Source organism: Candidatus Nebulibacter yamunensis (assembly GCF_024208055.1).
Lineage (GTDB): Bacteria > Pseudomonadota > Gammaproteobacteria > Francisellales > Francisellaceae > Caedibacter > Caedibacter lacustris.
The window spans coordinates 10347-34295 of record NZ_JAMBMW010000019.1 but is presented as its reverse complement, the minus strand read 5'-3'; the positions used below and the strand labels follow the sequence as shown (position 1 = coordinate 34295).

Below are 23949 nucleotides of genomic sequence, written 5' to 3'. Positions count from 1 at the left end.
TTGTCCTACATTATCGACATTACCGATAATAATCATCCCCTGTGGTAAAGGCATTAGCTCCGGAGTTAATCGAGTAGGGGTTTCTATATGAGAGTCATTACCCAGCCAAAGATGCTTGGCTTCGAGCGCCCGTCTACCGGTTTGAAGTGAGCTGAAAAAGTTAGGCTCAATATAAGACATAACCATAAGTAAAGGTAAAATTAAAACCTATTATAGCATAAAAAAGTCAATTAATTGAACTTCACTTAGTCAATATAAAACCTTCCTGTCTACAAGTCTTCTGTTTTTTGTTCTGGATCCTGACCCTTTTCAGATTGATTTGAAGAAGCTTCACTTTGAGCCGATAAATTAACAATATTAGCCACATAATTGATACTGTTATGCGTTGATACGGTTAAGTAATCGGTTACATTTCCTATCGTTTGTCCCCAATGAATACCCATTCCATATAAGTTAAAGTTTGAAGGATTAATATTCGATATATCACCACCGGCATGTTTAACAGCATGATAAGCCACCGAACAACAATTATGACCGATTGTGTTATAATTGGCTGATTCAGTCTCTTCATCCATTATTCTATTTATTTTAGTCCATTTATCATAAATATCTTCACTTGAGTTAGATAACGCTGAACTTTCAAAGACAGGCACACAGGATATAACCTTACCCTCTAAATTTGGTTCATGATAAGCCCCACCTGTTTTTTTATGCTCTTGTGGATTCGGATTCCCACCGTAACCATATGTTCTAACGTGCTTCAAGTGTAAAACACCTTTATCTACTTTATCGATACTAGCAAAAGTCACAAAACAATGCCTGAAATTGAAAACAGTATGTTTATCATTCTCCAACGGAAAATAGACCTGCATCTCAAGATTGCCTTTATTATCTGGATTTTGTCCGGTTACCGATTCTGGACTCGATTGTAACGAATCTAAGTCTTTAGTACAAAAATAAACGCTTTTTTGGCTCGCACTACCAAACGATAATGTTGATAATAAAGAAAGCATTATTAATAAATTCGGTTTAATCATTTTAAACACTCCTCAAATTCGTCAGTTATAAACACTTGGTTAATAAAATTTTTGACCTTCCCTTTTGTGTTGATTTGCAGAATTATACAATTATTTTTACTCCGTACTAGAGTTAATGTTTCATCAATATCATTGATATCTTGATGATATAACTTGACAACCTCATATGTTGCATTATAACGCCTTATTTCTTTGGCGGCAGACTCCCTTGCATAGACACCCTCAGCTATCTCAACATTTCCCTCGGGGGTAATATAATCTGCTAGCGCTAAGCTCGAAAATAGTAACAGGATTACTGTCATCAGTGTCGATGTTATTTTTCGCATAATAATCTCCTTCAATTTAGTTTACGCAATTTAGCATACCGCTAAACAGGGAGCTAACACAATTACGTTTTAATTACAGTTTGTAACTAAGTGTAAAACAAGCGTTTGAGTCCTTGATTTACGTAGCTTGACTGTTTTACCGCTAAAAATCCCAGCCGTTATAATTTCTAGGCTGTGTTACCCGCGGTGGCTGATTTGCTGCAATGCGTAGCCCACTCATCACAATATAACGCAAGCAGTCCATTAAGTGATCATTCCCTTTTTTAATTTTGCCTTGTTCGTCACGATGATACATCCGTAACTCTTTCAATGTCTGGGTTAAGCTACTAAATATTTTAAGCTTACTGTTTTGAAATCGTTGCAACACTTCCATTACCCCTTCTTCCTTGGCATTGTTGGCTTTGGTTAAGTAGCGTAACCCGGATTGTCGATAAAGAGTGGCCAAATCCCCGCCGTCACGTTGGGATGCCTGTTCACCTGCTGGGTCATATACGCCATGTATAGTTGCTGCTCCCATTGCCAATAAACTGTTGGCATGTTGCTGGGGCGTCCTTTCAGCCACATAATATTCACCAATCAAATACAGAACATCACTGTCTCGATCAATCGCCGCAAACAACGCTGCGGTTGGATTAGTCCAACCAAAATCCAATCCATATACTCTTGACCAGTGTTTAGGAATATCAAAAGGATTAACCGTGAAACCTTTTTCACACACAGGATAAACTAAACCACTACCTAAAGACGCAATACCGTGTTTTCGCGCTTCAATTTCATGTGGCTTTAAAGCATTTTCTAGTTCTTGTTTTTCCTTGTCCTGTAAGTGCGGATTATCATCCCATGAGGCTTGCACATAAAAACGGTTATTCAGTATCCGACCTTCCTCCCTTTTCACCTGCTCTGTAACTTCTTCGATCATGCCTTGCGCATTCTTGATTTGTGTTTTTACTTCGGTGTCTTGAAAGTCCATCACTAACTCCGTTAAGCCTAAGAGTGGTGTCATCGTCAGTAATAAAGCACCTTCCGTATTGGTTTCGGTTGACATCAATCGCGTTAAACATTCGACATAAATATCACGACTAGGTTCTTCGTCTAGATGAATTAAATCTAACTTAGCTGCCTGAAACTTCTTACGACCTTGTTCATACGATTTAAAGGTTAATTCTGACGTCCCGCCTGAGTGATGTTGAATCCAATAACTGTTTCTAAGCGCATCATGACGTAATATTAACTCTTCCGCAATCACCTCTAGATAACCCCGTTCCAAGACTTCCGCGGTTAATGCGCTAGTAACGCTTGCTGCCCAAGCTTTAATCGGGCGGTTAAAACGCTTACCTTGCCACCACTTCGGATAATTACCGGTCAGGTGCATTGCCGATTCAATAATTCCGCAATACGTTTTTCCGGTACGATTCCCCGCTAAAAACAAACGCTCTTTGGCCTTTGCCCCTGCATGATGAAATTGCAACTGTTTGTCATGCGGCTGATAGTGTAAAAAATGCTTTTTGATATGCTCGTTAGCAAGTTTGACAATTTCATCTGCTTGAAGCATTTTTTGCAATCTCATCAATTTTGAGTGCTTGCTCATCAGTCAAATGAATATTCACTTTAGATTCAACCTGCTTATCTTCTTGTGGATAGAAGTTTTTCCATTTCGTTTTTGACCAATAAATGTACTGAGTAGGCGATAAATCACCTGCTAACACCCTGTCTTCAGAATTGGCACAATGCTCGGCAATCCCCTTTTTTATAGACTTCGAAAAGGCTTCATCGCGAGCTATAATATCATAGAATGTATTTTCATTTATACCTAAAGCCGCTGCAATAGATTTTTTAGTGTAGCCGTGTTTTGCTAAACGTTCCGCAAGTTGAATATCTTCCTGTTCAAGCACATAAGGTGGCCGTCCACCCGTTGACTCACCTTTAACCATTGCTTTTACTCACTCTCGATTAACGGATCAGTTGATTGATCATTTACTGAATCGGTGGCCACAATACGCTTTGGATGGCTATCAGCAGAATGCTCACACGCAACTACTTTCTTGATAATCCCTAAGCTAAACGTAATCACTAATAATCCGGTAGCAATCACCGCTATTTGCCCTATTTTATCGAGTGCTTTAAATTTTTTAATTACGCTATCCCACAACCCCATACTTCACCTTTTACACAGCCTTAATAAGTTACAAATTATAACAAAACAACGCCTCTTTTGCATCAACCTATCACGCTTTTATACACTTTTTTTGCAGCTTGGGTAAGGTAACTGTCTTCTGCCAATTGATTGGGTGTTGGTTCCAACAGTTTTTGATCTAAAAACCGATGAGCAATCGCTTCTACCGATTTCTGCGTTAAAATATACACTTGACCACTGTTAAGATAAACCATAGCCGCTTCTTGTAAGGTAAAATGCGATATATTAGCTACGTTCAACACAACCGTTAATTCTTGAGAACCGACGCTATAATGGGGGTCCCAAACACTCAGTTTAATAAAATCACTCATATTTTACTCCTTTTCTATCTGCGCGTTTTACCCGCTCATCGGCTTTGTTTGTACGCTCTTGTGCTTTACACAGCTTTTTATCGGCTTTCTCTTTATTGATTGACTCAATCATCTTAGCCATATGCTCAATCTCACACATATCTTTAGCCAGTCCGCTTAAATGCTCACACGCTTTCACTCTCATTTCTTGCCTCTCATCAACACACGCATTAACAAAATAACCGCCAACACCAGTACCGCTAAGAAAAACCAAAACAACGCCGATACCCCATAAGCCCACCAGCTACGGTCATAGCTAAAATAGTTAATCTCAAACGGCGACTCAGCGGGTCGTGAAATAATAATCAACGCTTCTCTTGGGCTTAATATAATCCCCTCTCTATCGCCGATATCCTCAACAAGCATCGCATTATCCCCGGCTTGTAAATTGGTATAGACGCTGGTACGATTAATCGTTTTTTGATCTGGCGCAATGATATCGGTAATCTTTGGAGTAGGGAGGAGCGAGCACCCAGAGACAAACGTTGTTAATACAATCATAACAAACAAATTAATCTTGTTGACGATACACGCCGCAAATCTTATACTTAATTTAGCCATGACTTACCCGGTCGTAGGTTGTGGTTAGTGTCTTAGTGTTGTTTGGTCGCAATACTAAGACACGCAATATTACAAACCATTATTATCCTAGGTTTAGCTTATTTGTCAAGCAGGTAAAAAAGTAAAAGAAAGGAATAAAACGATGACCACTAAAAATAACCCCGTTAAGCTTGAAATCACTCAAGATAAGCTGGTTGATCTGTTAATGCACGCCGCAACTAGAGAAGATATCGCCACCTTGCGCCAAGAGGTCAAAGAGGATATCGCTAAACTTGACGCCAGAATCGATAAACTTGATGATAAAATCGAAAAATTAGAAGCTAAGATGGATGCTAAATTCGATAAAGTCGATGCTAAAATGGACCGGCAATTTAAATTTTTACTACGCATGATGATTGGAGGCTTTTTCTCAACAATCGTTATCATTAGCTCTGTTATGACTCTAATGATTAAATCGTTACACTAACTCCTTTACGTTTATCCTGTTGATTGTTAATCATAAAATACCGTTTAATCACAGCGTTAGGCGTTGATAACCAATCTTGCATCGTTAATTCACCGCTCTGTTGCGCTTTCAATAACGCTCTTGCCTGTTTCCAAAGGTTATTGTGTTTTATTTCATCCATTTTAGCTGGCTTTCCTTTTTTGAACCAACACATCGGCAAATTTAAAACGATGGCTAGTTGTATTGCTGACACTACGTAATTCACCACGTTCGAGCATATTTGATATTGTCGCTACACTACAACCTAACTGTTTAGCCGCCTCTTTAGTGTCAATCTCAACATCAAACAAAGTCGAGTGAGAGAGTAAGATAAGCCTCTTCAATTCCTCAAAATGACTTTGCAGCTTGTTTTCAAAAGCCGCTAACTCATCTTGGGTTACAATGTTTATAATCATTTATTGTTCTCCTTTTTTAGTTGGACCATACATAATTGGCATCATCCGGTTTGTACAATTTAGCCATTTCTTGGTCTAAATCTACAAAGCGTAAGCGTTCACTCAAATTAGTAACCGTCCAATATACACACTGCTGTCTACAATCATCAATCAACATAAGACGTAACTGTGGATGAATTAAACACGCTACATGACACTCTATGGCGGATATGTAGCGCTTAGGGTTATACCGATGTTTACCCCAACCACGTTGATACCGACGAATACCTTGATCTTCTATCAGATTTTTTAATCCCCGCCAGTTGTGTCGGTCGTTTTTAATCGTTGTTTGTTTATGAATAAACAGATAACTACGCCTAACACCGTAGAGGATACGTGGTATCGTTGCTTCGTTTAGTGGTCTAAAATTAACAAATAACGGGCAATAAGATGGTGTTAAACTTTGCAAATCTTTATAGGCTTGTAAAACAATACTTTCACTTAAATAAGCGGAATCACCAATCGCATATTTATCAAAATAGGCCAATTTGTCTTCTTTATTTTTAACATACATAGTCTTCTCCTTCTAGTTGAGTTGCTTTTGTTTTTTATTCAAGGGTCCTGTAGGGTCCTCACTGGGGTCCTATAAAACACAAGCGTTAAACCCTTACGGTTCAAGGCTTTTATCTAAAAAGTTACTAGGGTCCTATGACCTCGCGAAAACTTTCTCTATAAACGTTAAATGTAGCGATTTGTAATATATGTAACACACACCTATATTTAATTTTCTAACTAAACTTATATAACTTTCATAGGACCCTAGGACCCTTAATAGAGTAAAAGCTTTATAAATAAAGGGTTTGGCTTAGGGTCCTGTGGCAGTCCTGATAGGACCTTTTCGAGGACCCTAGGACCCTAAGTTATAAAGGATGCTTTACTATTTCCTCACGTATTTGGTCGTTATCCCAGTGTTTCGTTGTGACATCTAGGCACCAATGATTATAATATTTACCTTTAATTTTTATTTTTAACTCTTCCGGCTTATAGGTTAATCGTGACCGCTTAAGTAATAGCTTTAGTTGTTGAACACTGATAGGACTCTCAAACTCATCTAGTCCACCATCCAATTGTTTTTTAATCTGTTGAAACGTCATCCACGCAGCTGGCGGATTAACTAAAAACTCATCTAACGCTAACTCTGTTTCCGATTTAGACTCTCTAATTAAACGCTTCTTAGCTTCATTCTTCATCGGTTTTTGTCCTTTAAAAGCGTCTATGTCTAGCGGTCTGTTTTTTAGCCTATAAAATATTGCCGCTATTACTTCTTTACGGTCTAACCATTTAGCCATCTTGATGTAATAGTGTTCGTCTTTAGGGGTAATATCACTTATAAACACATTGAAGCGTCTATCTTCTTCGGTTAAGGAAAGTGCCGTTAAGTTGTTACTAAAAAATAAAAAATTTGTGTAACTGATTAAGTCTTTACCTTGTTGATATTTAATACTGGCTCGTTGATCGTCGTCGGTGAGTACGCTTTTGATTTTATCCGCTATTTTATAATGTTTAATACCGTCGTCCATCTCCTCCATAATACACAGTATATTGTTGAATAAGTAATCATTAAATTGACCTTTAGATCCAGTACCAAAGTGGTCTATATCACATTTACCCACATTGTGTCGCCCAACTAAAGATCGTAACAATTTAGCCAACAATCCCCTTCCCAAACCATGTTGTAAGTTGATATGCAAAGGTGTAATCGGGCTTCTGATATGAGGAGCCTGTAACGTAAACGCCATCCAATCCAAGAACCATTCACGTTCTTTTTCCAGCGGAAAGAGTAATTCAAGATGGGTGTAGAAAGGCTTTAAATCAATAGGTTGTGACGCTTTTTGATGTTCAGGCCAATAGAATATGTTATAACAGACTTCGCCGTCATCATCGTTAAAGAACTGAGGCTTATCAGGTCGGTAATCTCGTCTGGCTAGAGTTTTTCGGTTATCATTCTTCAACCATTCTTCGGCTATTTGTATGCGTTTAATATTCCCTTTAGGATCTTCTTCCAAGCGGTAAAAGTTAAGATTCGCTCTTAAAAAATTAGCGATAGGTAAAGGTTCTTTGTGCCTTGCTAAACGTGTATCTAACACCGCATCTTCGGTTACTACATAATAATGGTGCTCGTAAAACTGCTGCATTTTAACGTCGTAATCAGCTTTACGCACGGTGGTAGCTAAAGCTAATATCGTTTTAGCGGTTACCGCGTTAGTGACTTCCGTACTCGTTTTAAAGCTTTGCCATTTCGCTTTAAGGATATCAGCGTCGTAGTTGTCAGCGTTACTACTCCAGTTGTCCCATAACTCTAGGCCTTTGCGTTGCCCATCGTAATGCTCATATAAAGCCATACCTACTTTTAACCAAGTGTCGTACTCATCGGCAGGGATAACCGTTAATGCTTGAAAAAGTTGACTCTCCGAGATGCTAGGCTTGTTTTTAACGTTATCCAACGATTTAGTCGGAGTGAGTGCAGGAGCCTTGTTTACAATCCAATCAAACGGTATAATTTGATGGAAGTGCGCAAATATACTATCAATCAGCGTCTGGGTTAATAACGGCAATTGATCTTGTATGACAGTTAGTAAGGACTCCTCAGACGTCCATTGATAAGCGCACTTTGTCTCAGGATGCGTACCAAAAGCGACAAATTGCTGTCCTTTACCTAGTACTTCCACCCGATTAAGTTTACCATTGACGTCCACATAACTTGGAGAGGTTTGCTTGTGTACGGGCGCATCAACACGAAACGGGATAATCACTTTAGGCGCTTGACCAACACGCGTCAATACTACTTTACCGCACTCTGACTCGATGAGATTAATCAGTTGATCGACTATCCTCTTGTCATGTACATCAATATCAATAGCAGGGGTGTGTTCACACAAGATACCAACGCCCTGGAAGCCTCCTCTTACCCAGTTATCGACATTGGCGTAGGTAGCATCAATTGACGTCCACTCTCTTAAATTAGGGCTCTTGCTGCCTTCTTTAATAGGCACGATCTTATAACCGTTATCAATCAAAGTCTTACCGAACAGCTTAAGGTAGTCTTTATCCACCACTTGCAATAAACGGGTCACTTGTTTAGCCGGGACAGTGTCTTGCCATTGACAGATAGTTTGATGGCTGATCTGTAGTGCAGATCCTAATTTACGGGTACTACCGAAGTATTCAATTAAATGTTGTTTGTTCATTATTTAAACCTAAAAATGAGTTGCCAATAAATAGTAAAAAGTTGCCGGTTTTGTTACATTTTTTAACTTTCGGCAACTTTATAGGTTGCCAAAAGAGGTTGCCAAAACTGGAAGTGTCAATATAAAAAGTTGCCGTTTGTTATAGATTTGTTGCATAAACCTCTAAAACTGGCAACTTTTGCCTGTTGCACGACAACTTTTTCCTTTATCCTTTTTTAAATTGTCGTTTTCCATATTGTTTGCTTACATCTTGATTATGTTTAAATCTTATACCTTTCGTGTGTACATTTTTTACATTTTTACTTTTGAACAAGTTTTTTATCATCTGAATCAGTTTCATTATTCTTCTCCTTTTTTAACCAACTCCCTGAACTTCGGCTAGAAATGCTACTAACTAGGTCTTGTTGTTCGCTCAGAGAGTTGGTAACCTTTGCTTGCTACTAACTAAACTATTAAGGTCTTAATTATGCGTACGGATATCCTGATTCAAGGAACGATTTATCACGATTTAAATTTCAGTCTGTACTCACGAGGTCAGCTTTTTCAATCTGTAGGCGGAGTATATGTCTTCCTCAAGCAAACCAATCACAAATTTGAAATTCTTTACATCGGTCAAACTGAAAACTTTCAAGATCGAATAGACAAATATTTAGCTCAACACACTCAAATCAATTGTTTAGAATATCACGATTACACTCACATAGCCGCACTTACCGTACGCGATAAATTAACTCGTTTAGCGATAGAAACAGATTTAATTAACACTATATCTCCCCCATGTAATCGACAAGGTTGAAGCCATCAGGTAGACGCAAGTAATTATCTGTATTCATTTTAGCTAGTAAAATACCAACATAGGTGTATAGGTAACCTACCGGCACAAAATGATCGTGTGTGTGTTTCGGCATAAGCGCTTTTAATAAAGACGTTACCTCTTTTGTTTTTATTTCGTCACAAAGTGTGTTCGGGTAAGCTTTTTCACTCATCTCTATTTCTCCTATTTTAAGCGTTTGCAACGATTCTATTTGAGGGTTTGAATGGTGTAACGTTGAAGATTCGATATTTACTGAGTAAAGTTACATCCGCTATTAATAGTTCGTGAAGCTTATTAATAGCGTCAATATGATAGGCATTAACCCTGCCGTATTCAGTATTAGGGATTTCGATTTTTGAATAGCCATATACATCACATAAGTGCGATAAATACTTGCCTATCACACTATAAACAATTGGGTCTTTAAGGTTAAAAAATTCTTTCAACCAAGGGATAGCTTTAACCTGTACGTAGCTTTTACCTTCACCTAGTTGATCAGCAAGTTTATCCGCTCTACGTTTTTCCGCTGACAATTTACCCATTACCGACGCTTCACGGCTACTACTAATAAAAGCTTTGGTTCTTATTGCTTCATCGCGTTGCTGGATAACCAGTTGTTTCTCTTTTTCTGAGGTGAGTAAATGCTCTAATGCTTGAAGGTAGGTTTGAGGTAAGGCAACTGTGGTTTGTTTCGCTTCAAGCTCTTGCCAACGGTCTATAATCTTAGCCCGCACAACTACGTTGTAACCTGCTATTAAAATGAGAGTTTCACGCTTAGGTAAGTTATAGCATGGATAGGTTCTACCTTTGTGATCTTTGTAATCTCCTGAAAATTCAGGAGATTGAATTTTAAGCTCTGTTAGCATATTTTTAATGTCAATTAAAACATTATCATGTCTTTTAGCTGTCAATTCAGCTATTTCTAGAGATGACATAGTTAATTGTTCTGATTTAATTAATTCGTTCATTTTGTACTCCTTGATTTGTTAACTTGGTACAATCCTTAGTTTCATTACCGTTCGACATAATGTCGAACCCCATATAGTCTTTAGAGGGCCTCCCGCCTAGTGAAATGGGGTTTACGTCATTTTTGACGAAAACCATATAGTCTATATTTTCTTCAAAGTCATACTCAAACATTCTCTTACACCATGTGGTAAAATCACATCCTACTTCTAAAAAGTCATACAACTCTCTTGCTGAAACAGCTCTTTTTAATGTGTGTTGTTCTTGAATCGTTATATTCATTTCTATTTCTCCTATAGGGGTTAACTTGCTTTCTTTTGATATAAACTTGAGTCAAATTTGAACTTATCCGGCATATCCATCGCCAACTGCCTTGCGCGTTTTTCTGGGATGATATTTTTCCAGTGAGCTATTGCTGATTGTTTAATATTAAAATATTCCGCGATATCTTGCTGCGTTTTAAAGTAAGAGATCAAATTATTTTTAAACATTTTATTACTTTAGGTTTTTTTAAACGATTTTAATATATTACTAAAGTAATTATTATATTGCAAGTGTGTTTTGTTTTTTAATATGAGTAAAGTTATTATGACGTTGGTATTAAAAATCTTCCTTTCGGAAGAGCTAGCTAGGAGTATGATTATGACTTTAAAAGAAATGCGAAAATCTAAAGGTATGACTCAGAGTCAAGTTGCGGAGGCATTAGGAGTGTCTCAAGCATCCGTAGTTAAATGGGAACATGGGATTATTCCTAACGGGCGTTTTATCCTTCCGTTGAGTAAATTATTTGGTGTTGATTTAAATTCTTTATTAGATATCCACAGTGTTAATATTAATTCGACTAGTACTATAAGAGAAAAATTATTAGAAACTCTTTCTAAGACCCCTATTATAGATTTACAGTCATTAATTTATGATTTAACCGAAAAGGATATAAATATGGATAATGTTATTATACTAAAATATCAACTATACCCTAAAACAGATTGCGGAGATAAAACCTTCGGTTTTGAAGTTTCCGGCGATTTTATGGTTTCAGATGGAGTTTCGTTTACTCCAGGAGTACTTATGTTTTGTGATCCATCAAAACTTGCTGTGTCAAATGATTTTGTTGTCGCTCAGTTACGTACTAATAATTATAAAATTTTTGCGCAATATATAGATTACTGTGGCCGGCCTGCCCTACAATATTTAAATAAAAAGTACCCAATTATCATAGAACCATTTGACATCATAGGAAAAATTACAGGATTTTACAAGGATTTATAAATTTTTTTTTATTACTAAAATAATTTTTTACAAAAATATCTTTTAATTTTGTTGACATACAATATTACTTAAGTAATACTTGATTTATTGAAGACGCATCGACAGAGAGTTCTCACCTCTTTGTCGATGCTAACCACAACAACCTAAACCAAACGGAGGTCATTATGGCTAACAATACTATAACAAATTTACCCAAAATTAAAAGCACTGACGTATTTATTAGTGTAGAGCATGGTTTGCCAGCAACGGATGAACCTGTACTAATTGAGCTTAAAAAGGCTAACGGCAAGCTCGAGTACTTGGTTGCGTGCTACCGCAATGGTGCTTGGCGGGAATGGGACGGGTTTGTCTATCAGCTTGTGCATACCACTAATAGAAAGATAGTGAATTGGATAAGTCTACCTACTCAAACCCGTTATTGGAGTGAAGGTACAAGAATGTAAATTTAAATATAAGGCTAACAAATGCGTTAGCCGTAAGATGTTTAACAATTGAATGAATTGATTTTTAGTTTGCGGTAGATTTTAAAAAGCTCTTTCTTATCGACACGTAAGTTATAAATAGACCCGCCAAATTTGTCTTGGATAACAGGATCACCTTGATGAAAAGTAAGCGCGTCAGGCGGCATGGTTGTTGGGGTTAATTTTTGAAAGTCAAATGAATAGTCTTTAGCTATAGCATCTTGACCAAACATTTTGAGCTCACCACAGTTACCTAATTTTAATAGGTACAAAATAGCTTCTTGGTTTCCTAGGTTAAAATAGAAATTACGGATATGAAAAATATCCTCTAAGGCTGTTTCTTTATTTTCGAGGTAAGGCGCTACAAGTTTTACAGCGTTCATAAACTTCACTGTTTTTAAGCGTAGTTTAAAAACTTGATTAAATATAAGTAGCAATATTCCCGTGACTATCAGCAAAGCTATTGAGAGAACAATATATTTTAAAATAATCATAATTGAAAGTACTCCTACTAAGGGAATGATTAACACAATAAGAGTTGGAGTAACCTGAAATACAAACGTTCCAAAGCTAATCCAACTACAAAAATTTTTAACTTTAGCTATCAATTTTATAGACATGTTTTAAAACCGGATTTTACTTTGACACACCAAGTTTACCACCATACATAGATGTTTTAAACCCATTATTTTGACGAATATAGGCCTGTGTGTGGTGGTAAAAAAATTGATTTTCTACTGTAAATTGAGTAAATCGCTAACGCCAACCGCGTTGTAGAAATGAGGGGACACTTCATCACTGAGCCATTGATGATTAGATTTAGGGCATTTGAAATGTAATTTGCAAGAAGCTTTGATTGGTGACATAGGAAGCGGTTGGTTATTTCTGTCTTTACATACATTACAACAAGGGGTATTCATTAGGGTGTCAATTAAAAATTTATATTTTGGATGAACAACGTATCTGTGCTCTGGGAGAATTCCGGCTTTAATTGCTAAATAGTTGATTAGACTCATATACGCACTCTTTAAATATTTTGGGGTATAACGAATAACACCTTTAACGATTGATTCTCGCATCTTGAATAAAACACATATTAATTTTGGCGTTGAAAAGTTTACCACCTTACTAGATAGAATAAAACCTTTAATTTTGGCAAAGCGAAGGCTCGACAAGTAGGGTGGTAAAAAGAATAATTGACAAAACGTAACACATTGCCGCTTGATTTAAATCAGTAGATTTGCGATAGTTAAACACATATCTGTTTTAATGAGGAACTGAATACTTATGGCTACTACACCAGAGAAACCTTTAGAAGAGTTTACCGCCAGTTTCTTACTCAGTGAGTTTAGGAAAGATAACAGAGAACTCAGAGAAGAAATGCAACGCGCTAACAGAGAACTCAGAGAAGAAATGCAACGCGCTAACCAAGAAGTTAGGACAGATGTGCGACGTTTAGAAGATGAGATGAAATCGAATTTTAAATGGATTGTAGGCATTCAATTCGGAACGCTTGTTGCTGTATTAGGTACAATTTTAACGATGATACTCGTGCGTTAAACTAACACTAACATCTTTTTACAATTCACCTTATTGACATTTGAACTTCACTCAACTAATCTACCTGTGTTCGGGCTCGTAACCCATACAAAAAGGCGGATAGATTACGTTATTAATCTTTCTCTACAAAACCCAAAACTTTTCGTTATCCGAAGTTTCGGGTGGGTATATCCTATAAAAAACCTGTTTACAGGGAAAGGGTATACGCATGACCCTTTTTGCATGTTACGAACCACCCGGACCCAATTAACTCGTAAAAAAACAAAAAGGAACAACATCATGAATCACTCACTCTGGACATCCGTGTTTTATCAGTACCCTTCCGACGGTAACCCAGTACTCGTTGCCACAACAAAGTTAAACGGTAGATACCAATACCTTGTAGCCTCGTACCATCAATCTAAAAAGCTTAAAGGCTGGTACGTTAAGCATAACAACCACTACCTACCGATGGCGATGTGGAACAGAGTTGTAACGCACTGGATACCTATACCGCCAGTTACTCAATAACTCAATTCATTCAATTGTTAAACATCTTAATCAACAATAAAAGGAGTGTTTAACATGAATGACACAATTATACCAAGCAAAATAAAACCCGATTGCGCGTGGATCAATGAAGTTGATCAACATTTGAATGATCTTAACGCTGTACTTATGAACGTAAAGCTTAAAATTACACGAGGGGAACAAATAACGATTGATGATTTAAATTTTTAAAGGAGTCGTAAACGTGGAAAAAGTTTTAGTTAGATGGGTCGATAGTAGACAACCGACACCTCAATGGGAATATGTAGAGCAGATAGCTGATCAAAGTGTTGTTGTTTGTGAAACGATAGGCTTTGTTATTAACAAAGATAATCAAAAAATTGTTATAGCACAAAACATCGGTGACAACGGAAACCAGGTATCGGGAGTAATGGTTATTCCTGTTCGAAGTATCGAAAAAATTAAGGTTATTTCTTCGTAGTTTTTGGTTGTTTTTTGTCTGTGGCTTGCGTTAAAACACTCGCTGCTAAGCTTTTTGCGGTTTTAGATGAACTTTTTTGTTGCAAAACTTTACCCGCAAGACTAGCCATTTTAGGGGATGATTTTTCGTTTTTAGCCATAATAAAAGCCTCTGAAAATTGATAATAGCTAGAAGGATATCATTAGAAACTTAGTAAATCAAGTTAAGGATAAAAGGATGAAAAAACATGCCATATTAGCCGCATCGGCTGCACACAGATGGGTAAATTGCACAGCGTCATATCAAATGACCAAAGATTTACCGGATACCGTTTCCGTTCATGCCCAACGAGGTAGTTACCTACATGAGTTAGCGTATAAGTTGTTAACGAATGAATGCGATAAATTGACCTTTGCCGATTGTAATGAATTAGAAGCTTATGCTGTTCAGTCTTACGTTGATTATATACGAGCCTTAGACGCTGAGCACTATTTACTGGAGGTTGAAGTGAATTTCAGCCACATAGTCCCTGAGGGTTTTGGTACGTCTGACGCTATTATTATCAATCAAGACAAGATGACAATTGTTGATTTTAAAGCGGGCCAAGGGGTACCTGTATTTGCTAAAGAAAACGAGCAATTAATGCTTTACGCACTAGGGGCAATTAATACGTTTAGAGATGAGACGCTGTTAGTGAATAAAATTGAATTGGTTATTCATCAGGCAATTATCAATAACGTTAATTCGTGGACTTTAACAATTGATGAGTTAAACATTTACGCCCAGAAGTTTAAAACGGCGGCCTTAGAAACATTGGATTTAACACAACACCGTTTTACCCCTTCCGAATCGGTATGTAAATTTTGTAGAGCTAAAGGAAATTGTAAAGCTTATGCAGATTATGCTACGGATATGGTTGTCAAAGGCTTTGATAATCTTTCGCTTAACCCCTATAGATTAAGTGACGATGAAATAGTTAACGTTTTAAACAAAGCTGACGCTTTTTTGGATTGGGTAGAGGCAGTCAAACACTTAGCTAAAGATAAGTTACTGCGCAATGAACATTTACAGGGGTTTTACCTAGCAATGGGTAGAAAAACGCGGAGCTGGAGTGATGAAAAAGCTTTAGAACAGTACCTTAGAACTAAAAGAGTGCCTTTATCGCTTTATAAGCCAAGAAAATTAGCGACTGTCGCCCAGCTAGAAAAGCTTATAAAAAATATGAAAAACAGAAATATCGATTTAAATGAATTTATTGCTGTCTCTAGCGGTGCGCCGCGCATCGTTAAAGACTGCAGTAATACTAAAACCTATCAGGATTATGTGCTAGATGGGTTTAAAAATGAAAATGTAGCTTAAAAAAGAAAAAAATGGAGAAATGAAAAATGAGTAAAATGAGTATGCAACCAATGATTCTTAAAAATGTACGTATCGCTTACCCTAACTTATATAATCGCCCAATGTATAACGGCGAATTGCAAAAATATTCAGCCAAGCTTTTACTTGACCCGGAGCAACATAATAAAGAAATCGAACAACTACAGGCCGCGTTTAATACTTTATTAAAGGAGCATAACAAGGGCGCTAAGATACCAGCCGAGTGTTATTGTTTAAAGAAAGGCGAAGACACCGGTCGCTCTGAATATGATAACTACTACGTATTAACCGCCTCATCCAATCAACCGATACGCGTATTAGACTTAACGGCCAGTATTGTCACCGATGAAACTCAGAACCCGGTATATGGCGGTTGCTATGTAAACGCTAAAGTTGATTTCTGGTTTCTGAATAAGCCTGGTTACTCTAAGCGTGTTTGCAGTAACTTGATAGCAGTGCAGTTTTACAGACATGGTGATCCGCTAGGTCATATGCTAAGTGATGAAGCTGTAAAAGAAGGTTTTGAACCTTGTAATGATAGCGATGCAGCGTTTCACGACGGCAAGGCAGTAGCTTAGGATTTGACCACTTCGGTAAAATCAGACCAATCTTCAACTTTGAAGGTTCGAATGTCTCTTACGGATTGTTTGAACCAGTCGATTTTAGAAAGTTGATTAACGATTTTATAAACCTTGGTTAGATTGTTGTCTTGAGAGTTTGAAATATATAGGCTTCCTTGTATCCAATCGAATCCAAAGTTGTGCATCAACGCCCTAATTTCATCATAAGCACGATTGTATGGTTCGCCGTAGTGATCTTTGAGTTTTGATATTTCCATATCAAAGCTAACTGCGTACATGATTAAGCGTCTAAAATTACCGTTTACTTTAGGCAAAGTTTAACAGGTTACATGTGATAACACAAGTGTGTCAATCTACACACCTCTGTAGAGTGTGTGACACATTAAAAAAATACACCTCTCTCTCAACATGAACCGCTACAAAGGAGAATTACTATGCTAAGTAATAACGATTTTCACATTTTAAGATTAGTGTTCGATGCCAATCCTGTGCACTTACCCTACTATGAGTTTGAACATGAGTTAGAATGGGCTAACCTAGAACAAGCCTTTAAAGACACGTTCTACGCTAAGTTTGGTGCAGCAGGACTGTACATCGCCAATGAATTATATAACACAATAACCGATAAGTATAGTGCCTGGGAACTAGAAAGTTTCGCTCGTAGTTATCGTAACAGCAGAGCAGCTTAAAATGGTAGACATAATAATAGTTGTATTGGTAATACTGATATTTGCGGCATTATCGAGTGTTACGTTTTTAATAGATCTGAATAAGGAGATCAATGATGCTAGTATTGAGCAGAAACATGAATCCATTTTTTAAAAATATTATTTTCTTGCGTCGCGTAGCGAATCAAGTAGTTTATAAAGGATTGACCGCATGATTATCCATCTTGACTTTGAAACTTATTCCGAATGCGATTTAAAAGAATGTGGGGCATGGGTGTATTCACGCCACCCAAGTACCGAAGTATTGTGTATGGCTTATGCGATCAATGAGGGGCATCCGGTGCTGTGGACTCCCGGCATGTCTTTACCGATTATTGCTTTAGAGTCTATCATCAATATGGCGACATACAAAGCTTGGAACACGTTTTTCGAATATTGTATTTGGTATAACACATTGAAATGGCCGGTTATACCAATACAAAATTGGGATAACACTCAAGCTCACGCCATGGCATCTGCTCTACCACGGGCTTTAGGCGATTGTGCGGAAGTGTTAGGACTAGCCGTTGACAAACAAAAAGATAAACGGGGCAAATATCTTATCCAAAAGCTTTGTAAACCTTACAGAGGTAGACGCATTCAAGATAAGGCATTACTGGATGAATTATATGACTATTGTAAGCAGGACGTGGTCGTTGAACGTACCCTATCTGCCATACTTACCCCTAAAACATCAATCACTCAAACAGAACGTAAGCTGTGGGAAGTAGACTTCAAAATGAATATCCAAGGTTTACCGATTGACACACAATTGGTTAATGCGGCGATTGATTTATATCATCAAGAATTCAGTCGTTTAAAAACACGTTTAGAAAAGATTACCCAACTAGCTAACCCTAATTCTAACAAACAATTCTTAGATTGGCTACACAATCAATCGGTTTTTGTTGATAACACTCAAGCGACAACTTTAAAAGTCTTGTTAGCGGAGGACTTACCAGAGCAGGTAAAAGAAGCGATAACTTTACGGTTACAGACGGCTAAAACCCCTGTGGCTAAGTATGAAACTATAGCCAACAGAACTTCTTCAGATAACCGTTTAAGAGGTTTTCAGCTCTACCATGCGGCGACAACCGGGCGCTTTAGCTCAACCGGAGTGAATTTTCAAAACCTTCCACGTCCCACAATAGAGGATGTAGACGACTGTATAACGCTTATGCGAAATTATCAGCATGATGAATTAAGAAGCAAACACATAGATATTATGGAGGTACTGAGCTCATCTATCCGAGGGGTTATTCAAGCACCAGAAGGTAAGATGTTTTACCTAGCCGACTATTCAGCGATTGAAGCTCGTGTGTTAGCGTGGCTTGCGGGGCAAGATGATGCTTTAGAGATATTCAGAACGCACGGTAAAATTTACGAGCAAGCAGCCGCTAATATCTATCGGGTAGAGTTGGACGAAGTCACTAAGCCCCAACGTACGGTTGGTAAAGTATCCTGCATTGCTGAAGATGAATTAGTGTTAACTTCTGTAGGTTTAATACCCATTCAGAATGTAACACACAAGCACAAAGTATGGGATGGCCTAAGTTGGGTGTCTTGCGATGGCGCTATTTATAAAGGTGAAAAAGAGGTGATAACTTATGAAGGACTTACCGCAACCACAGATCATATTGTCTTCACAAAGCAAGGATGGGAAGTTCCGTTCGGGACTTGTGCCCGCGAACAAATCGCCATCGCTAAGACCGGATCTGGTTGGCAAGCAATTCGGTTGGGTCAAGATAATCTCACCCAAAGTTATCTGGAAACCTCTCCCAAAAAAATGGGGTTCTATGCGCGTTTTAAAAGTTTGTTGTGTAGGTTGTGGGGCGCTAAAATACATATCAATGTGCAATCTTTTGTCGGGCAAAACCAAAGGTTGCCAGACATGTTCACAAAAAAGAAAGACACCAAAATGGCTGTACAAAAGAGTTTCATCAATGAAGCAAAGATGTCGAAATCCAAACGCTCCGAGTTGGAAACATTATGGCGCACGTGGGATAGAATTTCGTTTTTCTTCAGTGCTCGAAGGTTGCTTGTGGATTCAGGAGAATTTAGGGTTACAAAGGAATCGGGAACTAGATCGAATAGACAACAATGGTCACTACACACCTGGAAATCTAAGATATGTAAGTCGAAGAGTAAATGCACACAATACCCGAGTGAAACAACACACCCAAGCAGTAATAGACTTTCGAACAAAGTATCCAGATATAAAATATGCAAACAACACCTTGAGAAATTTATTAAGCAAGCGATTAACGTTCGAAGAGATAGTACAAAGGTACTATCTGAAATCATCAAAACCAAAAGGCGTGTATGGGACATTCTCAATGCCGGACCCAATAACAGATTTACCGTATCCAACCTCTTAGTGCATAATTGTTTGGCACTAGGTTATCAAGGAGGATATCGCGCATTTCAGAAAATGGCGACTATCTACAACGTAGATATATCGGACAACGATGCTAAAGAGATTGTCGCTAAATGGCGGCGTTCTAATCATGCGATTACCGGCTATTGGGAATTATGTAATAACGCTGCAATACAAGCTATTCACAAACCATTTACCACATATGAAGCTAATTTAATATTGTTTCGCTCAGACGGAAACCAGTTATGGGCTAAATTACCAAGTGGACGTAAGCTAACCTGGAATAAACCGTGCGTGGTTGACGGTCAATTAGGTTACAAGGGAGTAGAACCAACATCGGGTAAATGGGTATCGTTTACTACTTACGGAGGGGATATCGTACAGTCTTTGACTCAAGCAGTTGCTCGTGATGTGATGGCTAATGCTATGTTAGCGTTAGACGCTGAAGGGTTTGAGCTCAGGCTAACTGTACACGATGAGATTGTAGTAGAAACAGAAAGACCTTTTGACGAATTTATGAAGATTATGAACACGCCACCTGCTTGGGCAAAAGGGCTACCCATTAAAGCTGAAGGTGAAATTTGTACACGATATAAGAAATAAAAGAGGAGTAAAGAAAATGATAGCATTTAAAGGTAATATTGAAGCTTTACAATCGATTGTTAATGATGTTGGTTTAGTAGGGTATTGGAAAAGAACTGAGCAATGCTATGCTTTTGAGTATCTATATGGTTTTAAGCTGATGTGGGATTGTACAAGTAAATTAATCACTTTTGATGGCGCACTAGAAGACGACATCAAGGAAAAACTCACCACCTTATTAACGAATCATGCAGCGAGTGTTGTTGCGTGTGCCGTTGACCCAGAAAATAAACAAGCTATTTTTATTGTTCATGGTCATGATAAGAACGCACTTGAGCAATTAGAAATGCTGTTAATAAAACTTAAGTTACATCCTTATATATTACAAGATTCTGATTCAGGCGGTAAAACTATTATTGAGTTGATAGAGCAACAACTTGATTATAAAACAGCTTTTGGAATTGTATTAATGACTCCGGATGATTTGGGTTGTCTTAAAACAGATAAAGGACAAAATTTAAAAGCTAGAGCACGTCAAAATGTGATTTTTGAGATGGGTATGCTCATTGCCAAACTAGGAAGACCTAACGTTGCTATTTTACAAAAAGGGGTAGTAGAAAGACCTTCCGACATAGAAGGCGTGTTGCGTCTTGAGTTTAATGACCATGTTCGAGAGATTGCCTTAAAACTCGCCCAAAGATTACAGGGGGCAGGGTTTAAGATAGACCCTAACGCACTATTGAATAGGGCTTTATGAACGAGTCAATAATAGAAAAGCACGTTACCCAATACGCAAAATCTAAAGGTTGGCTAACCTACAAATGGCATGCTACCCATCAAAAAGGCGTGCCTGATAGATTGTTTTTTAAACAAGGAAAGTTAGTAATTATTGAGTTTAAACGCCCAGGGGTGAAGCCTACAGCATTGCAGTTGTACACGCACCAGCAGCTTAGTAGTGAAGGCTTTACGGTGCATGTCGTTGATAACGTAACACAAGGCATCGCTTTATTGGAGGCCTAAATGCTAACAGAAAACGATTTATATAATTATCAGAAAAGAGCGGTAGAGTATATAATCAATCAACCGCGTTGTGGCTTGTTTTTAGATATGGGTTTAGGTAAAACGGTATCGACTTTAACCGCTATTCACCAACTATTAAAAACACAACACATTAATAAAGTCTTGATTATCGCGCCTTTAAGAGTCGCTATGCAGACCTGGCCCTCTGAATTTACTAAATGGGCTCACTTAAGAAACCAAGGGTATACCATTATTACTGGTAATGCTGAAAAAAGAAAGGAGTTGGTTAATGAACGAACCTCCATACATATTATTAATCGTGACAATATTTGTTGGCTTATTGATTTATTCGGCAGCGATGAATGGCCTTACGACATGATGATTATAGATGAAAGTTCGAGTTTTAAAGATCCGTCAACCAAACGCTTTAAAGCATTAAAAAAAGTCACTATTAAAACACCGCGTGTTGTATTATTAACAGGGACACCCACGCCTAACGGGTTATTAGGTTTGTGGAGTCAGTTATATTTATTAGATAAAGGACAACGTCTGGGGCGTTCCTTTACGTGGTTTAAACAATGTTACTTTATGTCCGATATGTGGGGGTTTAAATGGACTATGAAACCACGTGCCGACTATCAAATAACAAACCAAATGCAAGACATATGTATGTCGATGCGTGCCGAAGATTATCTACAATTGCCTGAAAGAATTAATATCGTACATACCATCGATTTAACCCCTAAAGCGCGCGAGTTATACCAAAACTTTAAACGCGAATATTTGTTGATGATTGAAGAACAGGTTCTAACCGCGGCCAGTGCAGCAGTATTGATGAACAAATTACTGCAATTTTGTAATGGGGCGGTATATCATAATGAAGGTGATGGCTATGAAATTATACATAATGAAAAGTTAGCTTTATTAGATGAAATTATAGAGGCGAATCCCGATGAATCTTTTTTGATAGCTTATTTGTATCGTAGCGACTTAGAGAGAATTATGAAGGCCTATCCCGAAGCGCAAGTATTAAAAAACGACACAAATGTTATTAACGAATGGAATCACGGTAAAATCAAAATACTATTAGCGCACCCGGCTAGTTGTGGGCATGGGCTTAATTTACAACTCGGTGGTTGCCACTTGGTGTGGTTCGGATTAACCTGGTCTTTAGAGTTGTACGACCAAATGAACGCTAGATTACATCGTTTAGGTCAAACTAAACCCGTACGCATACACCACATCACCGCCAATAACACAGTCGAAGCGAAAGTGCAAAAAGCCTTAACCGAAAAAGCCGATATTCAAAATGCAATATTAGAGGCTTTGAAAAGCTAACATAATAAATCCACCGCTTTTTGTTTATGCTCCGGGGCTAAGTGAGCATAAACTAAAGTCATCTTAATATCACTATGTCCCATTAATTCCCGCACAGTGTTTAGATCAACCCCTTTCATCACCAGCTTACTTGCAAAAGTGTGCCTTAAATCGTAAAAGCGAAAGTTTTGTATGTTAGCTTTTTTCAGCAAGGTTTCCCACGAATGCTTTAAATTAGTTAACACTTCTCCTGTAATAGGGGATTTAAAGACCAAATCATCGGGTTTTTGGGTTTGCATATTGCCAAAAATTGCTAATAATTTTGCGTGTATAGGAATATGCCTCCCTTTACCACTTTTTGTGTTCTTTTTATCTAACGTAAAAAGATTAGTATCAAAATTGATATCTCTCCACCTTAAAGTAAAAATCTCTCCTCTACGCATCCCTGTGTAATATGCGGTCAATACCATATTATGAGTAAGCTGGTTAGTTTCTTCTAATGCATCAAATAATCGTTGTGTCTCATCATCATCTAAATAGCGCATTTTATGAGATTCAATTTTAAAAAGTCTAAAATTAGTTAATTTGTTTTCAGTAAGATAGCCAAATTCTACAGCACGAGATATCGCACCTTTTAAACAGGCGGCAATACGATTAAGTCTAGACTGGGTTACTTGCTTTTCCTTTCGATAATTATGTAAAAATTGATGCAAAACCGTTTTGTCTATTTGATTGAGTTTATGGGGTAACAACGCTTTACAACATCGTAAAAGTATAAGTTCCGTGTTGTAGTAATCTTTACGATTTTGTTTGTACCAATCTAAATAAAACTCTTGAAGGTATTGTTCTAAGGATAGGGATTCATTACATGATTGACGCGTTGCAATTTTGTTAGCTTGCACGTCTATCCCTGAATGAATTTCCGCTAATCTCTTTGCCGCTAATTCTCTTGCTTGAGTCAAGGTCAATTGCCCATGCTTGGCGAGTGTATAACGTTTCTGCTCTCCAGTTGTGTTACGATAGTAAATTTGATAGGTTTTACCACCACTGTGGTAAACTCTGAGTAGTAATCCTTTAACTTCGGTATCAAAATAGTCTATCGTTTTATCGGGTATGGCGAGAGTATCAATAAAAGTTTTAGTAAGTTTAAGTTTTGGCATAGGTAGTAAACAGGTAGCAAAAAAATTATAAAGGTGAGTTAAAATATAATATCAGGCTTGTAATGTCAATTCTAAAAGCCTTGAGTTTACTAGTATAACGGAAAATTTGTAGTGTAAAACACTAATATTCATCGCTATGATCGTGCTGTAATTGGTAAGTGGGATAACAACTGGGCGACTCCAACTAATGTACTACAAAGCACATGTGGCACGT

Annotated in this window: 36 protein-coding genes; 15 read left to right on the top strand and 21 right to left on the bottom strand. The window is 37.7% G+C overall.

Annotation, left to right across the window (positions count from 1 at the left end):
• From M1V25_RS08465 to M1V25_RS08425, 9 genes are all read right to left on the bottom strand, one after another.
• Positions 1 to 180 (bottom strand): hypothetical protein (locus tag M1V25_RS08465; RefSeq protein ID WP_498843007.1); only part of this gene is annotated, 180 nt, incomplete at its 3' end.
• 89 nt (positions 181 to 269) lie between these two features.
• Positions 270 to 1037 (bottom strand): hypothetical protein, encoded by a 768-nt coding sequence (locus M1V25_RS08460; RefSeq protein WP_498843006.1) that lies wholly within the window; start codon positions 1035 to 1037, stop codon positions 270 to 272.
• Complete coding sequence (locus M1V25_RS08455) at positions 1034 to 1363, bottom strand: hypothetical protein (RefSeq protein WP_498843005.1); 330 nt, start codon at positions 1361 to 1363, stop codon at positions 1034 to 1036. The genes M1V25_RS08460 and M1V25_RS08455 overlap by 4 nt, the downstream gene beginning before the upstream one ends.
• Positions 1364 to 1505: 142 nt before the next feature.
• Entirely contained in the window at positions 1506 to 2930 is a 1425-nt protein-coding gene (locus tag M1V25_RS08450; RefSeq protein WP_498843004.1) for a terminase large subunit domain-containing protein, read from the bottom strand.
• Positions 2899 to 3294, bottom strand: coding sequence for a hypothetical protein (locus tag M1V25_RS08445; protein ID WP_498843003.1), 396 nt, complete (start codon positions 3292 to 3294; stop codon positions 2899 to 2901). The genes M1V25_RS08450 and M1V25_RS08445 overlap by 32 nt, the downstream gene beginning before the upstream one ends.
• A 5-nt stretch (positions 3295 to 3299) precedes the next feature.
• Positions 3300 to 3518 carry a hypothetical protein gene (locus tag M1V25_RS08440; protein ID WP_498843002.1) on the bottom strand — a complete coding sequence of 73 codons (219 nt, stop codon included), beginning with the start codon at positions 3516 to 3518 and terminating at the stop codon, positions 3300 to 3302.
• A 62-nt stretch (positions 3519 to 3580) separates the two neighbouring features.
• Complete coding sequence (locus tag M1V25_RS08435) at positions 3581 to 3868, bottom strand: hypothetical protein (protein WP_498843001.1); 288 nt, start codon at positions 3866 to 3868, stop codon at positions 3581 to 3583.
• Positions 3861 to 4052 (bottom strand): hypothetical protein, encoded by a 192-nt coding sequence (locus M1V25_RS08430; protein ID WP_498843000.1) that lies wholly within the window; start codon positions 4050 to 4052, stop codon positions 3861 to 3863. Before M1V25_RS08430 ends, M1V25_RS08435 begins: the two co-directional genes overlap by 8 nt.
• Positions 4049 to 4468 carry a hypothetical protein gene (locus M1V25_RS08425; RefSeq protein WP_498842999.1) on the bottom strand — a complete coding sequence of 140 codons (420 nt, stop codon included), beginning with the start codon at positions 4466 to 4468 and terminating at the stop codon, positions 4049 to 4051. The genes M1V25_RS08430 and M1V25_RS08425 overlap by 4 nt, the downstream gene beginning before the upstream one ends.
• A 142-nt stretch (positions 4469 to 4610) precedes the next feature.
• Here M1V25_RS08425 and M1V25_RS08420 point away from each other — a divergent pair, with 142 nt between their 5' ends.
• A complete protein-coding gene (locus tag M1V25_RS08420; RefSeq protein WP_498842998.1) occupies positions 4611 to 4934 on the top strand; it encodes a hypothetical protein in 324 nt (107 codons plus the stop codon).
• Here the strand turns inward: M1V25_RS08420 and M1V25_RS08415 are convergent.
• From M1V25_RS08415 to M1V25_RS08400, 4 genes are all read right to left on the bottom strand, one after another.
• Positions 4918 to 5094, bottom strand: a complete 177-nt coding sequence (locus tag M1V25_RS08415) for a hypothetical protein (protein WP_498842997.1) — start codon at positions 5092 to 5094, stop codon at positions 4918 to 4920. The two genes, M1V25_RS08420 and M1V25_RS08415, sit on opposite strands and share 17 nt — an antisense overlap.
• Position 5095: 1 nt before the next feature.
• A complete protein-coding gene (locus M1V25_RS08410; protein ID WP_498842996.1) occupies positions 5096 to 5368 on the bottom strand; it encodes an excisionase family DNA-binding protein in 273 nt (90 codons plus the stop codon).
• Between the two features lie 16 nt (positions 5369 to 5384).
• The gene (locus tag M1V25_RS08405; protein ID WP_498842995.1) at positions 5385 to 5921 is read right to left on the bottom strand and encodes a hypothetical protein; all 537 of its coding nucleotides are present in this window, start codon (positions 5919 to 5921) and stop codon (positions 5385 to 5387) included.
• Between the two features lie 346 nt (positions 5922 to 6267).
• Positions 6268 to 8595 (bottom strand): Cro/CI family transcriptional regulator, encoded by a 2328-nt coding sequence (locus M1V25_RS08400; protein ID WP_498842994.1) that lies wholly within the window; start codon positions 8593 to 8595, stop codon positions 6268 to 6270.
• 466 nt (positions 8596 to 9061) lie between these two features.
• Here M1V25_RS08400 and M1V25_RS08395 point away from each other — a divergent pair, with 466 nt between their 5' ends.
• Positions 9062 to 9391 carry a GIY-YIG nuclease family protein gene (locus tag M1V25_RS08395; protein ID WP_498842993.1) on the top strand — a complete coding sequence of 110 codons (330 nt, stop codon included), beginning with the start codon at positions 9062 to 9064 and terminating at the stop codon, positions 9389 to 9391.
• Here M1V25_RS08395 and M1V25_RS08390 read toward each other — a convergent pair.
• From M1V25_RS08390 to M1V25_RS08375, 4 genes are read right to left on the bottom strand one after another with little or no spacing between them, the layout of a single operon-like run.
• The gene (locus M1V25_RS08390; RefSeq protein WP_498842992.1) at positions 9360 to 9581 is read right to left on the bottom strand and encodes a hypothetical protein; all 222 of its coding nucleotides are present in this window, start codon (positions 9579 to 9581) and stop codon (positions 9360 to 9362) included. The two genes, M1V25_RS08395 and M1V25_RS08390, sit on opposite strands and share 32 nt — an antisense overlap.
• Before the next feature lie 16 nt (positions 9582 to 9597).
• Positions 9598 to 10377, bottom strand: a complete 780-nt coding sequence (locus M1V25_RS08385; protein WP_498842991.1) for a Rha family transcriptional regulator — start codon at positions 10375 to 10377, stop codon at positions 9598 to 9600.
• Positions 10361 to 10657, bottom strand: coding sequence for an antA/AntB antirepressor family protein (locus tag M1V25_RS08380; protein WP_498842990.1), 297 nt, complete (start codon positions 10655 to 10657; stop codon positions 10361 to 10363). The genes M1V25_RS08385 and M1V25_RS08380 overlap by 17 nt, the downstream gene beginning before the upstream one ends.
• Positions 10658 to 10677: 20 nt before the next feature.
• A complete protein-coding gene (locus tag M1V25_RS08375; protein ID WP_498842989.1) occupies positions 10678 to 10866 on the bottom strand; it encodes a Cro/CI family transcriptional regulator in 189 nt (62 codons plus the stop codon).
• 151 nt (positions 10867 to 11017) lie between these two features.
• Here M1V25_RS08375 and M1V25_RS08370 point away from each other — a divergent pair, with 151 nt between their 5' ends.
• Together M1V25_RS08370 and M1V25_RS08365 are read left to right on the top strand one after the other, a co-directional pair.
• Entirely contained in the window at positions 11018 to 11644 is a 627-nt protein-coding gene (locus tag M1V25_RS08370; RefSeq protein ID WP_498842988.1) for a helix-turn-helix domain-containing protein, read from the top strand.
• A gap of 164 nt (positions 11645 to 11808) precedes the next feature.
• Positions 11809 to 12087, top strand: a complete 279-nt coding sequence (locus tag M1V25_RS08365; RefSeq protein WP_498842987.1) for a hypothetical protein — start codon at positions 11809 to 11811, stop codon at positions 12085 to 12087.
• Positions 12088 to 12128: 41 nt separating this feature from the next.
• Here the strand turns inward: M1V25_RS08365 and M1V25_RS08360 are convergent, their stop codons facing one another.
• Entirely contained in the window at positions 12129 to 12599 is a 471-nt protein-coding gene (locus M1V25_RS08360) for a hypothetical protein (RefSeq protein ID WP_498842986.1), read from the bottom strand.
• Between the two features lie 793 nt (positions 12600 to 13392).
• On the opposite strand from M1V25_RS08360, the gene M1V25_RS08355 reads away from it, so the two are divergent.
• From M1V25_RS08355 to M1V25_RS08340, 4 genes are all read left to right on the top strand, one after another.
• On the top strand, positions 13393 to 13665 hold the full coding sequence (locus M1V25_RS08355; RefSeq protein WP_498842985.1) for a hypothetical protein: 273 nt from the start codon (positions 13393 to 13395) through the stop codon (positions 13663 to 13665).
• A 279-nt stretch (positions 13666 to 13944) separates the two neighbouring features.
• The gene (locus M1V25_RS08350) at positions 13945 to 14175 is read left to right on the top strand and encodes a hypothetical protein (protein WP_498842984.1); all 231 of its coding nucleotides are present in this window, start codon (positions 13945 to 13947) and stop codon (positions 14173 to 14175) included.
• A gap of 54 nt (positions 14176 to 14229) precedes the next feature.
• The gene (locus M1V25_RS08345; RefSeq protein ID WP_498842983.1) at positions 14230 to 14385 is read left to right on the top strand and encodes a hypothetical protein; all 156 of its coding nucleotides are present in this window, start codon (positions 14230 to 14232) and stop codon (positions 14383 to 14385) included.
• Positions 14386 to 14398: 13 nt separating this feature from the next.
• A complete protein-coding gene (locus M1V25_RS08340; RefSeq protein ID WP_498842982.1) occupies positions 14399 to 14635 on the top strand; it encodes a hypothetical protein in 237 nt (78 codons plus the stop codon).
• Here the strand turns inward: M1V25_RS08340 and M1V25_RS08335 are convergent.
• The gene (locus tag M1V25_RS08335; protein ID WP_498842981.1) at positions 14622 to 14774 is read right to left on the bottom strand and encodes a hypothetical protein; all 153 of its coding nucleotides are present in this window, start codon (positions 14772 to 14774) and stop codon (positions 14622 to 14624) included. The two genes, M1V25_RS08340 and M1V25_RS08335, sit on opposite strands and share 14 nt — an antisense overlap.
• A 77-nt stretch (positions 14775 to 14851) precedes the next feature.
• On the opposite strand from M1V25_RS08335, the gene M1V25_RS08330 reads away from it, so the two are divergent.
• Entirely contained in the window at positions 14852 to 15973 is a 1122-nt protein-coding gene (locus M1V25_RS08330; protein ID WP_498842980.1) for a DUF2800 domain-containing protein, read from the top strand.
• Between the two features lie 26 nt (positions 15974 to 15999).
• Positions 16000 to 16569 carry an ssDNA-binding protein gene (locus M1V25_RS08325; RefSeq protein ID WP_498842979.1) on the top strand — a complete coding sequence of 190 codons (570 nt, stop codon included), beginning with the start codon at positions 16000 to 16002 and terminating at the stop codon, positions 16567 to 16569.
• Here the strand turns inward: M1V25_RS08325 and M1V25_RS08320 are convergent.
• The gene (locus M1V25_RS08320) at positions 16566 to 16850 is read right to left on the bottom strand and encodes a hypothetical protein (protein WP_498842978.1); all 285 of its coding nucleotides are present in this window, start codon (positions 16848 to 16850) and stop codon (positions 16566 to 16568) included. The genes M1V25_RS08325 and M1V25_RS08320 overlap by 4 nt on opposite strands.
• 156 nt (positions 16851 to 17006) lie before the next feature.
• Here M1V25_RS08320 and M1V25_RS08315 point away from each other — a divergent pair, with 156 nt between their 5' ends.
• The 5 genes from M1V25_RS08315 (at position 17007) to M1V25_RS08295 (ending at position 22596) form a co-directional block, all read left to right on the top strand.
• Positions 17007 to 17261, top strand: a complete 255-nt coding sequence (locus tag M1V25_RS08315) for a hypothetical protein (protein ID WP_498842977.1) — start codon at positions 17007 to 17009, stop codon at positions 17259 to 17261.
• A 190-nt stretch (positions 17262 to 17451) separates the two neighbouring features.
• Positions 17452 to 20259, top strand: coding sequence for a DNA polymerase (locus tag M1V25_RS08310; RefSeq protein WP_498842976.1), 2808 nt, complete (start codon positions 17452 to 17454; stop codon positions 20257 to 20259).
• The gene (locus tag M1V25_RS08305; RefSeq protein WP_498842975.1) at positions 20231 to 20995 is read left to right on the top strand and encodes a TIR domain-containing protein; all 765 of its coding nucleotides are present in this window, start codon (positions 20231 to 20233) and stop codon (positions 20993 to 20995) included. The genes M1V25_RS08310 and M1V25_RS08305 overlap by 29 nt, the downstream gene beginning before the upstream one ends.
• Positions 20992 to 21258: a PDDEXK family nuclease gene (locus M1V25_RS08300; RefSeq protein WP_498842974.1), complete on the top strand. Its 267-nt coding sequence runs from the start codon at positions 20992 to 20994 to the stop codon at positions 21256 to 21258. Before M1V25_RS08305 ends, M1V25_RS08300 begins: the two co-directional genes overlap by 4 nt.
• Entirely contained in the window at positions 21259 to 22596 is a 1338-nt protein-coding gene (locus M1V25_RS08295) for a DEAD/DEAH box helicase (RefSeq protein WP_498842973.1), read from the top strand.
• On the opposite strand, the gene M1V25_RS08290 is transcribed toward M1V25_RS08295, so the two are convergent.
• Positions 22593 to 23735 carry a site-specific integrase gene (locus M1V25_RS08290; protein WP_498842972.1) on the bottom strand — a complete coding sequence of 381 codons (1143 nt, stop codon included), beginning with the start codon at positions 23733 to 23735 and terminating at the stop codon, positions 22593 to 22595. The two genes, M1V25_RS08295 and M1V25_RS08290, sit on opposite strands and share 4 nt — an antisense overlap.
• Positions 23736 to 23949 lie beyond the last annotated feature (214 nt).

What these genes read in the sequence shown, in the direction of transcription:
- M1V25_RS08460 (WP_498843006.1), bottom strand. Translation starts at nt 1,037, where the DNA reads ATGATTAAACCGAATTTATTAATAATGCTTTCTTTATTATCAACATTA.
- M1V25_RS08395 (WP_498842993.1), top strand. Translation starts at nt 9,062, where the DNA reads ATGCGTACGGATATCCTGATTCAAGGAACGATTTATCACGATTTAAAT.
- M1V25_RS08345 (WP_498842983.1), top strand. Translation starts at nt 14,230, where the DNA reads ATGAATGACACAATTATACCAAGCAAAATAAAACCCGATTGCGCGTGG.
- M1V25_RS08445 (WP_498843003.1), bottom strand. Translation starts at nt 3,294, where the DNA reads ATGGTTAAAGGTGAGTCAACGGGTGGACGGCCACCTTATGTGCTTGAA.
- M1V25_RS08405 (WP_498842995.1), bottom strand. Translation starts at nt 5,921, where the DNA reads ATGTATGTTAAAAATAAAGAAGACAAATTGGCCTATTTTGATAAATAT.
- M1V25_RS08455 (WP_498843005.1), bottom strand. Translation starts at nt 1,363, where the DNA reads ATGCGAAAAATAACATCGACACTGATGACAGTAATCCTGTTACTATTT.
- M1V25_RS08375 (WP_498842989.1), bottom strand. Translation starts at nt 10,866, where the DNA reads ATGTTTAAAAATAATTTGATCTCTTACTTTAAAACGCAGCAAGATATC.
- M1V25_RS08380 (WP_498842990.1), bottom strand. Translation starts at nt 10,657, where the DNA reads ATGAATATAACGATTCAAGAACAACACACATTAAAAAGAGCTGTTTCA.
- M1V25_RS08435 (WP_498843001.1), bottom strand. Translation starts at nt 3,868, where the DNA reads ATGAGTGATTTTATTAAACTGAGTGTTTGGGACCCCCATTATAGCGTC.
- M1V25_RS08390 (WP_498842992.1), bottom strand. Translation starts at nt 9,581, where the DNA reads ATGAGTGAAAAAGCTTACCCGAACACACTTTGTGACGAAATAAAAACA.
- M1V25_RS08310 (WP_498842976.1), top strand. Translation starts at nt 17,452, where the DNA reads ATGATTATCCATCTTGACTTTGAAACTTATTCCGAATGCGATTTAAAA.
- M1V25_RS08300 (WP_498842974.1), top strand. Translation starts at nt 20,992, where the DNA reads ATGAACGAGTCAATAATAGAAAAGCACGTTACCCAATACGCAAAATCT.
- M1V25_RS08385 (WP_498842991.1), bottom strand. Translation starts at nt 10,377, where the DNA reads ATGAACGAATTAATTAAATCAGAACAATTAACTATGTCATCTCTAGAA.
- M1V25_RS08400 (WP_498842994.1), bottom strand. Translation starts at nt 8,595, where the DNA reads ATGAACAAACAACATTTAATTGAATACTTCGGTAGTACCCGTAAATTA.
- M1V25_RS08350 (WP_498842984.1), top strand. Translation starts at nt 13,945, where the DNA reads ATGAATCACTCACTCTGGACATCCGTGTTTTATCAGTACCCTTCCGAC.
- M1V25_RS08425 (WP_498842999.1), bottom strand. Translation starts at nt 4,468, where the DNA reads ATGGCTAAATTAAGTATAAGATTTGCGGCGTGTATCGTCAACAAGATT.
- M1V25_RS08360 (WP_498842986.1), bottom strand. Translation starts at nt 12,599, where the DNA reads ATGATTATTTTAAAATATATTGTTCTCTCAATAGCTTTGCTGATAGTC.
- M1V25_RS08290 (WP_498842972.1), bottom strand. Translation starts at nt 23,735, where the DNA reads ATGCCAAAACTTAAACTTACTAAAACTTTTATTGATACTCTCGCCATA.
- M1V25_RS08335 (WP_498842981.1), bottom strand. Translation starts at nt 14,774, where the DNA reads ATGGCTAAAAACGAAAAATCATCCCCTAAAATGGCTAGTCTTGCGGGT.
- M1V25_RS08440 (WP_498843002.1), bottom strand. Translation starts at nt 3,518, where the DNA reads ATGGGGTTGTGGGATAGCGTAATTAAAAAATTTAAAGCACTCGATAAA.
- M1V25_RS08325 (WP_498842979.1), top strand. Translation starts at nt 16,000, where the DNA reads ATGAGTAAAATGAGTATGCAACCAATGATTCTTAAAAATGTACGTATC.
- M1V25_RS08430 (WP_498843000.1), bottom strand. Translation starts at nt 4,052, where the DNA reads ATGAGAGTGAAAGCGTGTGAGCATTTAAGCGGACTGGCTAAAGATATG.
- M1V25_RS08450 (WP_498843004.1), bottom strand. Translation starts at nt 2,930, where the DNA reads ATGAGATTGCAAAAAATGCTTCAAGCAGATGAAATTGTCAAACTTGCT.
- M1V25_RS08320 (WP_498842978.1), bottom strand. Translation starts at nt 16,850, where the DNA reads ATGTACGCAGTTAGCTTTGATATGGAAATATCAAAACTCAAAGATCAC.
- M1V25_RS08415 (WP_498842997.1), bottom strand. Translation starts at nt 5,094, where the DNA reads ATGGATGAAATAAAACACAATAACCTTTGGAAACAGGCAAGAGCGTTA.
- M1V25_RS08295 (WP_498842973.1), top strand. Translation starts at nt 21,259, where the DNA reads ATGCTAACAGAAAACGATTTATATAATTATCAGAAAAGAGCGGTAGAG.
- M1V25_RS08330 (WP_498842980.1), top strand. Translation starts at nt 14,852, where the DNA reads ATGAAAAAACATGCCATATTAGCCGCATCGGCTGCACACAGATGGGTA.
- M1V25_RS08365 (WP_498842987.1), top strand. Translation starts at nt 11,809, where the DNA reads ATGGCTAACAATACTATAACAAATTTACCCAAAATTAAAAGCACTGAC.
- M1V25_RS08370 (WP_498842988.1), top strand. Translation starts at nt 11,018, where the DNA reads ATGACTTTAAAAGAAATGCGAAAATCTAAAGGTATGACTCAGAGTCAA.
- M1V25_RS08420 (WP_498842998.1), top strand. Translation starts at nt 4,611, where the DNA reads ATGACCACTAAAAATAACCCCGTTAAGCTTGAAATCACTCAAGATAAG.
- M1V25_RS08410 (WP_498842996.1), bottom strand. Translation starts at nt 5,368, where the DNA reads ATGATTATAAACATTGTAACCCAAGATGAGTTAGCGGCTTTTGAAAAC.
- M1V25_RS08315 (WP_498842977.1), top strand. Translation starts at nt 17,007, where the DNA reads ATGCTAAGTAATAACGATTTTCACATTTTAAGATTAGTGTTCGATGCC.
- M1V25_RS08355 (WP_498842985.1), top strand. Translation starts at nt 13,393, where the DNA reads ATGGCTACTACACCAGAGAAACCTTTAGAAGAGTTTACCGCCAGTTTC.